Consider the following 13,173-nt stretch of genomic DNA (forward strand, 5'->3'; position numbering starts at 1 on the left):
GATTATGAAGAATATATTTTATTTGGTTTTAATTGTTTGTTTAACAGCATGTAGTATTAATAAAAAAAAACTGAATGTACCACTAACAGATAACCAACTTTTAGATACCATTCAGTACCATACTTTCCAATATTTTTGGGATGGTGCAGAAGTAAACTCTGGAGCTGCAAGAGAACGTTTACATATAGACCAACCTGATTATGAAAACACTGTGGTAACCACAGGTGCTACGGGTTTTGGCATCATGGGCATTATTGCTGGTATAGATAGAAAATTTGTAAGTAGAGATGCTGGAGTTGAAAGGTTAACAAAAATCTTAAATTTTTTAGAAAAAGCCGATAGATTTCATGGGGCTTGGCCACATTGGATTTATGGCGATACTGGTAAAACTAAACCATTTTCTAAGTTTGACGATGGTGGAGATTTAGTAGAAACTGCTTTTGTTGCGCAAGGTTTGGTTTGTGTAAAACAATACTTCAAAAACGGCAATCAAAAAGAAAAAGAATTAGCTGCTTTGGCAGATAAACTTTGGAAGGAAATTGATTTTGATTGGTATAGAAATGAAAAAAACGTTTTGTATTGGCACTGGAGCCCAAAAAACGAATGGAAAATGAACTTACCAGTATATGGTTTTAACGAATGTTTAGTGATGTATGTGATGGCGGCCGCATCGCCTACACATGGTATAAATAAAATTGTTTATGATGAAGGTTGGGCTAAAAATGGGGCAATCAAATCGCCATCAAACTATAAAAATACTCCGTTACAATTCAAGCATCAAGGATCTAAAAACGGAGGCCCATTATTTTGGGCACACTATTCTTTCTTAGGTTTAAACCCAAACGGTTTAAAAGATGCTTACGGAGACTATGGTATTGAAGCTAAGAATCAATCTTTAATAAATTACCAGTGGTGTGTAGATAATCCTTTGAGTTATAAAGGTTATCATTCTCAAAGTTGGGGTTTAACCTCTAGCTATTCTGTTAAAGGTTATGCAGGCCATGCGCCACAAACAGAAAAAGACAAAGGCGTAATTGCACCAACAGCAGCCATCTCATCAATTGTTTATACCCCAAAAGAATCTATGGCGGCTATGCGTTATTGGTATGAGAATAAAAAAGATAAGCTGTGGGGCAAATATGGTTTTTATGATGCCTTTAGTGATACCGAGAACTGGTATCCCACAAAATATTTGGGTATAGACCAAGGGCCACAGGTGGTAATGATAGAAAATTATAGAACAGGCTTGTTATGGAAACTTTTTATGCAAGATGAAGATGTACAAGCAGGGTTAAAAAAACTTGGATTTGAAAGCCCGCATCTTAAAAATTAAAATATGAGGGTATTAAAATATATATTTTTTGTCGCAATATTTTGCAGTGCTTTAAGTACTACAAAAGCCCAACAACAGCAAATGCAAACCTATTGCAATCCTATAAATCTGGATTATACCTACATGATTTATAATTCGGACAAAAACATTTCTTACCGCTCTGGTGCCGACCCAGCAGTAGTTGAATTTCGTGGAGAATATTATATGTTCGTCACTCGCTCTTTAGGTTATTGGCATTCATCAGATTTAGCCAATTGGGATTTTATTAAACCCGAGAAATGGTATTTCCAAGGTTCTAATGCGCCGGCAGCACATAATTATAAAGACTCTGTACTGTATGTAACCGGAGATCCCTCTGGTGCGATGAGTTTATTATATACCGATAATCCTAAAAAAGGAGATTGGAAAGCGGTTCCGTCCATTTTAACTAATTTACAAGACCCAAGTTTTTTTATTGATGACGATAATAAAGCTTATATGTTTTGGGGTTCATCCAACCTTTACCCAATTTATGGAATCGAACTTAATAAAAATGAAAGATTTATTCCAATTGGAAAAAGAGCCGAGCTGTTTAATTTGGTAGAAGAAAAACACGGTTGGGAACGTTTTGGAGATAACCATGTCTCCACAATGGAAGGTTATATGGAAGGCGCTTGGTTAACCAAACATAACGGAAAATATTATATGCAATATGCCGCACCAGGCACAGAATTTAATGTGTATGGCGATGGTGTTTACATGGCCGATAAACCTTTAGGTCCTTATACTTATGCACCAAACAATCCGGTTTTTTACAAACCAGGAGGTTATATCAATGGTGCGGGGCATGGAAGTACCGTGGTTGGTCCGGGTGGGCAATATTGGCATTTTGCTTCAATGGCTTTATCGGTAAATGTAAACTGGGAACGTAGGTTATGTGTTTTTCCAACTTGGTTTGATAAAGATGGCTTAATGTATAGCAATACTTCTTTTGGCGATTATCCGCATTACGCACCTTCATTGCCTGGCAAACAAGGCGATTTTACAGGTTGGATGTTATTATCTTACAAAAAACCAGTAACCACTTCATCTACCATTGATACTTTCAAAGCAAGTCACGTAACGGATGAAAATGTAAAATCTTTTTGGGTAGCTCAAAAAAATGATGCTAAACAATGGTTACAAATTGATTTAGAAAAAGCGTCTAACGTGTATGCCGTTCAAATCAATTACCACGATTATAAATCTAATTTATACGGCAGACCAGATAGCATGTATCACAGATATACGGTTGAAGGTTCTTTAGATGGTAAAACTTGGTTCAATTTAATTGATAAAAGAAACAGTTTTAAAGACGTTCCTAATGATTATGTAGAATTAGAAAATCCTAAAAAAGTAAGGTATGTAAGATATAACAATATCAAAGTACCGACTACAAATTTAGCCATTTCTGGTTTTAGGGTTTTTGGAAAAGGAGAAGGAAAATTACCTGCTACCGTTAAAAATTACAAAGTAATAAGACAAGCAGATAAAAGAGATGCCATGCTTACTTGGGATAAAGTAAAAGATGCACAAGGTTATAATATTAAATGGGGCATTGCGCCAGATAAGCTGTATAATTCTTGGTTAGTTTATGATGAAAACCAATTGGATTTAAAAAGTTTAAATATTGACCAAACTTATTATTTCAGCATCGAATCTTTTAACCAAAACGGCGTTTCTAAGTCTTTAAATCCATTAAAAGCAAATTAGTATGAAAAAAATAAATCTTTTAATAATGCTTTTATTTGTAGCTTTTTTATCGGAAGCACAAGTAAAACACCGTTTTGATAATGCCATGGTTGATTTTAAAAAATTAGACCAGCAAAATAAAACACCAAAAGGAGGTATTCTCTTTATAGGCAGTTCGTCTTTTACTTTTTGGAAAGCTTTAGAAAATACTTTTGCCAGCTACCAACCTATTAACAGAGGTTTTGGAGGATCAACTTTGGCAGAAGTGATCCATTATGCCGATGATATTTTATACCCTTACCAACCAAGGCAAGTGGTGATTTATTGTGGCGAGAATGATATTGCAGAAGGTAATTCGCCAGAAATTACGGTTGATAGGTTTAAAATACTTTTCAACTTAACACGTAAGCATTTGCCAAATGCACTCATCAGTTTTGTATCTATGAAACCAAGTGTAGCCAGAGAGAAAATGATGCCCGAGTTTTCTTACACCAACCAGTTGATAGAAAGATTTATGGCAGCGCAACCAAACACCAGTTATATTAATGTATATGATGCCATGTTGCAAGAAAACGGAAAGCCTTTAACCGATATTTTTGTTGCTGATAACCTACACATGAATGCCAAAGGTTACGATATCTGGATTAAAATAATTACCCCATACTTGCTAAAGAACAATTAAAATTATGAAAGTACTAAAATATATTTTTACCATTGGTGCATTAACAGCCGTAGTAGCATGTGCACAACAAAAACCTATTGCGCAAACAGCATCCATCGCCTCAAATTCTAAAATGGATGTTTTCATTTCAGATTTGATGTCCAAAATGACGGTAGAAGAAAAAATTGGGCAATTGAACCTATTAACAGGTGGCGAAGCCATTACAGGTTCAACTGGTAATTCAGACATCGAGAAGAAAGTTAAAGCAGGCCAAGTAGGTGGTTTTTTTAGTTTAAGTACTCCAAAAAAAATACGTACCGCACAAGAATTAGCAGTAAACAATACGCGTTTAAAAATTCCATTAATTTTTGGGATGGATGTGATACATGGTTATAAAACTGTTTTCCCAATTCCTTTAGGTATGGCCGCAACTTGGGATATGGCTTTAATAAAGCGTACAGCACAAATTGCTGCCGAAGAAGCTGCCGCAGATGGTATTAACTGGACATTTTCGCCCATGGTGGATGTTTCGCGTGATCCGCGTTGGGGACGTTTTTCTGAAGGTAGTGGAGAAGATACTTTTTTAGGATCTGAAATTGCAAAAGCAATGGTGCAAGGTTACCAAGGAGATGATTTAACAAAAATCAACACTTTAATGGCTTGTGTAAAACATTTTGCTTTATATGGTGCAGCCGAAGCTGGTAGAGATTATAACACTACCGATATGAGTTTGGTGAAAATGTATAACGAATATTTGCCTCCTTACAAAGCTGCTATTGATGCAGGTGCAGGTACAGTAATGGTTTCTTTTAACGATATCAACGGAACTCCGGCCACAGCCAATAAATGGCTTTTAACAGATGTGTTAAGAAATGAATGGGGTTTTAAAGGGATGGTTGTAACTGATTATACAGGCATTAACGAACTTACAGCACATGGTTTAGGAGATTTACAACAAGTTTCTGCTTTAGCTTTAAACGCAGGTGTTGATATGGATATGGTGGGCGAAGGCTTTTTAACCACTTTAAAAAAATCTTTAGAGGAAGGAAAGGTTAAAATTGAAGATATTAACAGGGCTTGCCGTTATATTTTAGAAGCAAAATACAAATTAGGTTTGTTTGAAGATCCTTATAAATATTGTAATGATGAAAGAGCAAAAACTAAAATCTTTACAGCAGAAAATTTAAAGTTTGCTCGTGAAGCAGCTACTAAAAGTTTTGTATTATTAAAAAACCAGAATAATTTATTGCCATTAAAGAAATCAGGTACCATTGCATTAATTGGTCCATTGGCAGATTCTAAAGTAAATATGCCTGGAACTTGGTCTGTATCTACAGATTTAAGTAAAGCCATTTCTGTAAAAGCAGGTTTAGAAAATGCTGTTGGCAGCAATGCTAAAATTATTTATGCGGTAGGTTCTAATTTAGTAGAAGATGCAGCATATCAAACAAGAGCTACCATGTTTGGACGTGATATCAAAAGAGATACCCGCCCCGAAGCTGTAATTATTAAAGAAGCTGTAGATGCTGCAAATAAAGCTGATGTTGTTGTTGCTGCTTTAGGTGAAAGTTCTGAAATGAGTGGCGAAAGCTCTAGCCGTACAGATATTAAAATTCCGGCTATCCAACAACGTTTGCTAAAAGCTTTATTAGCAACTGGTAAACCAGTGGTATTGGTGGTTTTTGATGGCCGTCCTTTAGATTTATCTTGGGAAAATGAAACTGTACCTGCAATATTAAATGTTTGGTTTGGCGGTACAGAAACAGGTAATGCTATTGCAGATGTTTTATTTGGAGATGTTAATCCATCAGGAAAATTGAGTGCAACTTTCCCACAAAATGTTGGTCAAATTCCAATTTATTACAGTCATAAAAATACTGGACGCCCAATGCAAAAAGATGAGTGGTTTAAAAAGTTTACTTCAAATTATTTAGATGTTACCAATGAACCGCTGTATCCATTTGGTTATGGATTAAGCTATACTACCTTTGATATTGCTGCACCAATTTTGGATAAAACTACCATTACATCAGGCGGAAACATAACGGTTTCAACAACTGTTAAAAACACAGGTACTAAAGACGGAGAAGAAGTGGTACAACTTTATATTAGAGATTTAGTAGGCTCAATCACTCGCCCAGTAAAAGAATTAAAAGGCTTCCAAAAAATATTTTTAAAAGCAGGCGAGTCTAAAAAAGTAACTTTTACTTTAACAGAAAACGACCTTAAATTTTACAATGCTAATTTAGATTTTGTAGCCGAACCAGGTGATTTTAAAGTGTTTGTTGGAAACAGTTCTGCAAATGTTAAGGAGGCTGATTTTAGACTCGTAAAATGAAAAAACTAATAGCATTAACTATATTTTGCGTAGGCTTCATTAGCTTAAATGCACAAACAAAAAGCGATTTTGTTAAAACTGCCTTTGTGATGGATGGCGATACTTTACCAGTAAGGATTTTATATCCCGAAAATTTTGATGCTAACAAGAAATATCCAGTAATGCTGTTTTTACACGGACGTGGTGAAAGTGGTAATGATAATGAAAGGCAATTGGCAAATGGCTCAAAAATGTTTTTAGATCCAGAGTTTAGAAAAAACTATCCAGCAGTAGTGATTTTTCCTCAGTGTGGCAGTGATAGCTATTGGGCAAATGTTGAGATTGAAACAGTGAATACCAAACGCTTTTTTACTTTTAAAAAAGGAGCAAAGCCCACTAAAGCCATGAAGCTTTTAACAGCCTTTACCAAAGATTTTTTTAAGAAAGATTTTGTTGATAATAGTAAGATTTATGTAGGTGGTTTGTCTATGGGCGGAATGGGAACTTATGAAATACTACGTCGCGAACCTAAAACCTTTGCAGCTGCTTTTGCCATTTGCGGAGGAGATAATATTAAAAATTGCAAAAAGTATAAAAATGTGCCTTTATGGATTTTCCATGGTGGATTAGATGATGTGGTTACGCCACAATTCTCCTATAATATTTATAAAAAATTAAGGGACTTAGGACATGTGCCAAAGTTTAACCTTTACCTAAAAGCCAATCATAATAGTTGGGATTCGGCTTTTGCAGAAAAGGACTTATTACCTTGGTTATTCTCGCATAAAAAAGATTAAAAATTTTGTTTAGGTTGGTTGTAAAAAGACCGCTTGTTGCAAAACAGCGGTCTTTTTCCTTGCTCAGTTTCTTAAAACTGAGAAGCCCTATTTCACAATTAAAACACTCCCTTTATACAAATTATTAGTAGGAGCTTTGGTGTCAATTATATAATAATACATGCCAGCAGGTAATATTTTACCATTCAGTTTTGCATCCCAAGCTTTTTGGTAACCTTTAGACTTATAAACTATTACCCCGTACCTATTAAAAACTTTAATGTCAACTTGTTGGTTGCCAATTAATGTTGGTATTACCCATAAGTCGTTTACACCATCATCATTAGGCGTAAAAGTATTTGGTATTTTTATTACCGTTTCTACACTTACAAAAACATCGTCTTGGGCGGTGCAACTAGTGCTTAAATTGGTAACCGTTAATGTATAATTTGTGCTTTGTAATGGTTTAACTATTGGGTTAAGAATGTTTGGGTTTGATAAATAAACACTTGGAGACCATTGATACTGCAAGCCTGTTGGCGCAATAGCATTTAAATTTATTGATTGATTTTCGAGTACTGATAAATTTGTGCCAGCATTTACAGTAAATTTAGGTTCAGTTTCAATAGTAATTGGTTCAGAAAAAACCCTACAACTTTTACTATTCATATTCTCTCGCTCGGCAACAGCCAACCTAAATTGGTAGCCATTTAAATTTGCATTTTTTATTTCGGCAGCATAGTTTAGATTGGTTGAATTTGCAATATCATTCCAACCATCTCCATTGTTTAAATTTATTTGCCATTGATAAGCAGGAGTGCTAAAGCCGCTAGAAACTACCGCACTCAAAGAAAAAATATCATCCTCATTTTCACAAATCCTTAAAGTGTTTGAACTGATATTACTGGACGAACCTGCTAAAATTACTGGCCCGCATGGTCTAAATGTAATATCGTCAATTGCAACATCGTTTCCGCAACCTCCACCAGAATTATTGATCATTTTTAAAACCACTTCCGAAACACCAGTAGGTGTTTCAAAGAAGAAACCATATTTTTTCCACTCGGGGTTATTACCTTCATTTATAAAGCCGGTATCAAAAGTTTTAATCACAGTTCCGTCTGTTTTTTCAACTGAAAACGTAATGTTAGGCTTTGTAATAAAACCACAAGGAGCAGTAGGTTTTATAAGGTTAATAATAAAAGAGGAAAATTCGTAATTTGTTTTTGGACATAAATTAACCACAGAAAATGAGTAAAAAATACCAGAATTATTTGTTGCATTAACCACCATCATATAGCCATTTGTATCATCTGGAGTATGGTCTTCTGTAAGAGTATGCCATGAATTACTAAAGCAATTATTCGTTCGGTTTAAAATACTGTAAAAACCATCATCTGGGCAATCTCCATTTTTAAACTGATAGCCTGTACTTACGCCAGATAAAGGAGGTCCAACTCCTGCGCCTTGTCCAAAATTTATAACAACAGTAGGGTCTCCTAAACTCCCGTTACATACTTGTGCAACAACATAAATGCTACTTAGTAAAACACATACTAGCGTTAAAAATTTCTTAAACATTGCATCTTCAAATTCAACCTCTCGGCCTTTACTTCAAAATAATACCTCTATTTCAATACCCCCATTTTTAAAAAAGCGTATAACAAACCAGTAACATGTAAGGCTTGCGGAATTTCATTTTTAACTAACATTTGTTTTACTTCATCAATGGTATAAAACTCAATGTCAATATCTTCATGTTCGTCTAAATCTTGTTCTTGTACTTTAATACCACCTTTAGCCAAATAGCAATAAGTAACATTATTAGAAGTTGCTGGGTTTGGGTAAATGGTACTTACCAACTCAAAATCTTCAAATAAATAACCTGTTTCTTCCAATAGTTCTCTTTTAGCGCCGTCAACTGGGTTTTCATCACCATCAATAACACCACCAGGTATTTCTAAAGAAACAAAACCACCGCTATGGCGGTATTGCTTCACCATAATCACTTTTTCATCTTCGGTAATGGCAACCACATTTACCCAGTTAGGGTACTCCAAAACGTAATATTCGCTGGCTACACGGCCATCTGGAAGTTCACATTCATCAACCCTTAAAGTTGCCCAAGGTTTTTGTACTATATATTCCGAAGAAATTGTTTTCCACTTTAAAATGCTCATGCTCTAAAAATAAAAAATCCCGAAACAATATCGGGATTTATAAAATATTATATTTCACTACTCAAACTCAAACTTACCATATAAGCAAGTCCCCTCAAAGGGAATTTAGGAGCCTACCAACTTCCGCTAGAACCACCTCCTCCAAAACTTCCGCCTCCAAAACCACCGAATCCACCGCCGCCAGATGAGCCACCACCAAATCCTCCTCCGCCACCACCTCTGCCACCTAAGCCAGAAAGTAATGACCAAAACACAATATCTGCTGCACCACGGCTACCAATTACATTTCTTCCGCCACCGCCGCCTTTGCCACCTCTACTTATCAAGAAAATAATTCCAACTACCACTATTATAATTAACCCAACCGGAAAACCCTTTTTTCCTGTTTTTTTAACCTTATCATTTTTATATTCGCCTTTGGTATAACTTATAATTGCATCAGTACCAGCATTTAAGCCAGCGGCATAGTCACCATTTTTATAATTAGGCTTAATTTCATTTTCTATAATTCTTTTGGTAATTGCATCTGGCAAAGCACCTTCCATCCCGTAACCAGTTTGGATACTTACTTTTCTATCACCAATAGAAGTTAAAACTAATATACCTGTATTTTTTTCACTTCCACCAATGCCCCAAGCTCTACCTAATTGGTAGCCATAATCATTAATATCATAACCATCTAAGCTTGCAATAATAACAACCGCAACTTGTATAGATGTAGAGTCGTCAAAAGCAACCAATTTTTGCTCTAATTGTGCAATTTGTGCACTGCTTAAAGTATTGGTGTAATCGTTAACTAAAGTGTTTGGTTTAGACGGAAATTTTTGCGCATAACCTAAAAAAGAAAATAAGCTTAAGCATGTAATTAAAAAGAAATTCTTCATGTATTTTTCTTTATTAGTTTAAGAAAACAATATCATCTGATAATTCGTTGGTATCATCGCTTTGGTAAGGGAAATATTTTTTGAGTTGTTTTCCAGCTTCAATAATGCCTACGCTTATACCTTCTGCAATATCTTTGGCTTTAAATTTCTCAAGCATTAGTTCTTTGGTGCTATTCCAAAAATCATCGGCAACTAAAGTATTTATACCTTCATCGCCAATGATAGCAAATTTATGATCATCTAACGCCACATAAACTAAAACGCCATTTCTCAACTTTGTTTCTTCCATTTTTAAATCGTAAAAGCATTCAATTGCTCTTTCATAAGCATCAATTTTGCAGTTGTTTTCTACACAAACTCTAATCTCGCCACTGGTCGCTTTTTCTGCCCATTCAATAGAATGTTTTATTTTTTCCTGCTCTTTATCGCTTAATGAACTCATAATTTAAAAATGAAATAGCTAAAATATTTTTATTAAAATTCAACCCAAGCCGTAAAGGCTTTCCTGCCCTCATGCCGAGCAATGGCAGATACTTTTTTCATTTTTTGTTTATTTCCTTTTTATGCATTCAAGAGTGCTTCGCAATTTTTTCCGCAAAAAAGTATCCAAAAAACTCTCGCCTACGCCTGATGCTATGAAAGTCAGTGCTTTAGCAATTTCATCTGTACCGCACCAGCCAAGGGCGAATTTGATGGCAATTAATGTTTATGCAAAGCCGAAATTATTGAAAATTAATAGTCAAATATAGGGCTCAATTTAATAACTATTAATCCTCAATTAAAATTCAACTTTTGGAGCTTTATCAGCGCCAGCTTCAGCAGCAAAACTACCTTTTTGTTGAAAACCAAACATTCCAGAAAACAAGTTGTTAGGGAAAGTTCTAATATTGGTATTGTATTCTTGCACAGCAGTATTAAAATCTTTACGGGCAACCGCAATTCTATTTTCTGTACCTTCAATTTGAGCTTGTAACTCTAAAAAGTTTTGGTTTGCTTTTAACTCAGGGTATTGCTCAGAAACCACCATTAATCTGCCCAAAGCCTGAGATAATTGTCCCTGTGAAGCCTGAAATTTTTCTAATGTTTCTGGTGTTAATTTATTTGGATCAACCTGTATAGAAGTAGCTTTTGCTCTGGCTTCTATAACCTGAGTTAAGGTTTCTTTTTCGAAATTTGCAGCACCTTTAACAGTTGCAACTAAGTTGTCTATTAAGTCAGCTCTTCTTTGGTATTGGTTTTCAACCTCGCCCCATTGCGCTTTTACTTTTTCATCTAATGTTACTGAGCTGTTGTATCCACAAGAGCTTAAAGAAGCTACAGCAAACAAGGCAACTATGCCTAATACTAATTTTTTCATATCAATTTTAAGTTTTTTCCAATTTAATCATTTGGACACAAATTTCATACCTTTGTTACACTTTGGGATAAAAACCCGACAAATTATCATGGTAAAAGAAATTGACCTCGTCATCAGTCCCGATTTTATTCTGGATATAGAATTCATTAAAACAGCTATTCTTAAGCAAGAAAGGCTTAAAGCAGATCAATTAAAGCATTACACCATCCGTAAAAGGTCTATTGATGCTCGAAGTAAATTCCCTGTTTATAGGCTTAAAGTGCTTTTGTATATCGATGAAAATCCGCAAACAGAAATATTTAATGTTAATTATCCATCTGTAAAAGATGCCAAACCAGTAATTGTGGTAGGTGCTGGACCAGCAGGTTTATTTGCAGCATTAAGGTTAATAGAGTTAGGCTTAAAGCCGATCATTATTGAGCGTGGTAAAGACGTAAAAGACCGAAGACGAGATTTAGCAGCCATTAATAAAGAAGGAATTTTAAATCCAGAATCTAATTATTGTTTTGGCGAAGGTGGTGCAGGAACCTATTCTGACGGAAAACTATACACCCGATCTGATAAAAGAGGCGATGTAACTAAAATGCTCCAAATTTTGGTGGCTCATGGCGCAACAGAAGATATTTTGGTAGATGCTCGTCCGCATATTGGCACCAATAAATTGCCTCAAATTATAACCGCCATTAGAGAAACCATTTTAAATGCCGGTGGCGAAGTGCATTTTAATACCAAACTGATTGATATAGACCTAAAAAATCAGCAATTTAATGCTGCTATTACTAACCAAGGCGATTTTAAGGGAGAGGGATTAATTTTAGCAACGGGGCATTCGGCCAAAGATATTTATCATCTTTTACAACAAAAGGATATTTTATTAGAAGCAAAACCTTTTGCTTTAGGCGTAAGGATAGAACACCCACAATATATTATTGACCAAGCACAATATAACTGCGAAACCCGCCATCCAAACCTACCGCCATCTTATTATAGTTTGGTAACACAGGTAGAAGATAGGGGTGTTTTTTCTTTTTGCATGTGCCCTGGCGGGATTATAGCGCCATGCGCTACCGCTGATGAAGAAATTGTGGTAAACGGTTGGAGTCCGTCTAAAAGGAATAATCCTTATGCAAACTCTGGTACGGTGGTGCAAATAAATTTAAACGATGTTGCCGGAAAAGAAACAGACCCTTTTAGGTTGCTGAATTTTCAGGCAGAAATTGAGAAGAAAGCATTTTACGCTGGTGGAGGTAAACTAAAAGCACCCGCACAAAGAATGGTGGATTTTGTGAACCATAAAATTTCATCAGACTTGCCAGAAAACTCTTATTTACCGGGTTTAACTTCGGCTAATTTACATGATGTTTTGCCAAGTTTCATTGCTAAACGCTTGCAAAAAGCTTTACCGCAATTTGGAAAAAAAATACCAAGTGTATTTGGGAATACCGGTTATTACACCAACGAGGCGGTTTTGGTTGGCGTAGAATCTCGTACCTCTTCCCCAGTTCGTATTCCCAGGGATAAAGAAACTTTACAGCATCCACAAATTAAAAAAATGTTTCCTTGTGCCGAAGGAGCGGGTTATGCTGGTGGCATTATTTCTGCTGCTATAGATGGGCAAGCTTGTGCCGATGCGGCATTTAATCAGATAAAATAAAGGTTAAATAATTACTTTTTAAATTTTATTGAGTATTAACTTTCATAATTTTAGCTAAAGTAGAAACATTAATTACCGCAAAATTCGCCCTTGTCTGGTGCGGAACAGATGAAACTGCTATAGCACTAACTTTCACAGCATCAGGCGTAGGCGAGAGTTTATTCAATTTGTTTATTGTTTTTATAGGTTTTCATGTGTTCGCTTTCGCTCGGGTTTTGGATACTTTTTTGCGGAAAAAATTGCGAAGCACTCTTGAATGCATAAAAAGGAAATAAACAAAAAATGAAAAAAGTATCTGCCA

12 protein-coding genes are annotated in these 13,173 nt (G+C 35.5%); 6 read left to right on the forward strand and 6 right to left on the reverse strand.

The window, feature by feature from the left end:
* Positions 1 to 4: 4 nt before the first annotated feature.
* From ACFSSE_RS01600 to ACFSSE_RS01620, 5 genes are read left to right on the forward strand one after another with little or no spacing between them, the layout of a single operon-like run.
* On the forward strand, positions 5 to 1,333 hold the full coding sequence (locus ACFSSE_RS01600) for a glucoamylase family protein (RefSeq protein WP_379040879.1): 1,329 nt from the start codon (positions 5 to 7) through the stop codon (positions 1,331 to 1,333).
* Between the two features lie 3 nt (positions 1,334 to 1,336).
* The gene (locus ACFSSE_RS01605) at positions 1,337 to 3,064 is read left to right on the forward strand and encodes a family 43 glycosylhydrolase (RefSeq protein ID WP_379040878.1); all 1,728 of its coding nucleotides are present in this window, start codon (positions 1,337 to 1,339) and stop codon (positions 3,062 to 3,064) included.
* Position 3,065: 1 nt separating this feature from the next.
* On the forward strand, positions 3,066 to 3,725 hold the full coding sequence (locus ACFSSE_RS01610) for a GDSL-type esterase/lipase family protein (protein ID WP_379040877.1): 660 nt from the start codon (positions 3,066 to 3,068) through the stop codon (positions 3,723 to 3,725).
* A 4-nt stretch (positions 3,726 to 3,729) separates the two neighbouring features.
* Entirely contained in the window at positions 3,730 to 6,042 is a 2,313-nt protein-coding gene (bglX, locus tag ACFSSE_RS01615) for a beta-glucosidase BglX (protein WP_379040876.1), read from the forward strand.
* Complete coding sequence (locus tag ACFSSE_RS01620; protein ID WP_379040875.1) at positions 6,039 to 6,818, forward strand: carboxylesterase family protein; 780 nt, start codon at positions 6,039 to 6,041, stop codon at positions 6,816 to 6,818. The genes bglX and ACFSSE_RS01620 overlap by 4 nt, the downstream gene beginning before the upstream one ends.
* A gap of 87 nt (positions 6,819 to 6,905) precedes the next feature.
* Here the strand turns inward: ACFSSE_RS01620 and ACFSSE_RS01625 are convergent, their stop codons facing one another.
* The 5 genes from ACFSSE_RS01625 to ACFSSE_RS01645 all read right to left on the reverse strand — a co-directional run bounded on the left by ACFSSE_RS01625 (position 6,906) and on the right by ACFSSE_RS01645 (position 11,218).
* Positions 6,906 to 8,378, reverse strand: coding sequence for a gliding motility-associated C-terminal domain-containing protein (locus ACFSSE_RS01625; protein ID WP_379040874.1), 1,473 nt, complete (start codon positions 8,376 to 8,378; stop codon positions 6,906 to 6,908).
* 47 nt (positions 8,379 to 8,425) lie between these two features.
* Positions 8,426 to 8,977, reverse strand: a complete 552-nt coding sequence (locus tag ACFSSE_RS01630) for an NUDIX hydrolase (RefSeq protein WP_379040873.1) — start codon at positions 8,975 to 8,977, stop codon at positions 8,426 to 8,428.
* Between the two features lie 113 nt (positions 8,978 to 9,090).
* A complete protein-coding gene (locus ACFSSE_RS01635; RefSeq protein WP_379040872.1) occupies positions 9,091 to 9,861 on the reverse strand; it encodes a TPM domain-containing protein in 771 nt (256 codons plus the stop codon).
* A gap of 13 nt (positions 9,862 to 9,874) precedes the next feature.
* Positions 9,875 to 10,303: a TPM domain-containing protein gene (locus ACFSSE_RS01640; protein ID WP_379040871.1), complete on the reverse strand. Its 429-nt coding sequence runs from the start codon at positions 10,301 to 10,303 to the stop codon at positions 9,875 to 9,877.
* A 336-nt stretch (positions 10,304 to 10,639) separates the two neighbouring features.
* On the reverse strand, positions 10,640 to 11,218 hold the full coding sequence (locus ACFSSE_RS01645; protein WP_379040869.1) for a LemA family protein: 579 nt from the start codon (positions 11,216 to 11,218) through the stop codon (positions 10,640 to 10,642).
* 88 nt (positions 11,219 to 11,306) lie between these two features.
* Between ACFSSE_RS01645 and ACFSSE_RS01650 the strand changes: the two genes are divergently transcribed.
* Positions 11,307 to 12,872 (forward strand): NAD(P)/FAD-dependent oxidoreductase, encoded by a 1,566-nt coding sequence (locus ACFSSE_RS01650; protein WP_379040868.1) that lies wholly within the window; start codon positions 11,307 to 11,309, stop codon positions 12,870 to 12,872.
* A gap of 25 nt (positions 12,873 to 12,897) precedes the next feature.
* Here ACFSSE_RS01650 and ACFSSE_RS01655 read toward each other — a convergent pair whose 3' ends face one another.
* Complete coding sequence (locus tag ACFSSE_RS01655) at positions 12,898 to 13,038, reverse strand: hypothetical protein (protein ID WP_379040867.1); 141 nt, start codon at positions 13,036 to 13,038, stop codon at positions 12,898 to 12,900.
* Positions 13,039 to 13,173: the final 135 nt, after the last annotated feature.

The organism is Pedobacter alpinus (assembly GCF_042684645.1).
Lineage (GTDB): Bacteria > Bacteroidota > Bacteroidia > Sphingobacteriales > Sphingobacteriaceae > Pseudopedobacter > Pseudopedobacter alpinus.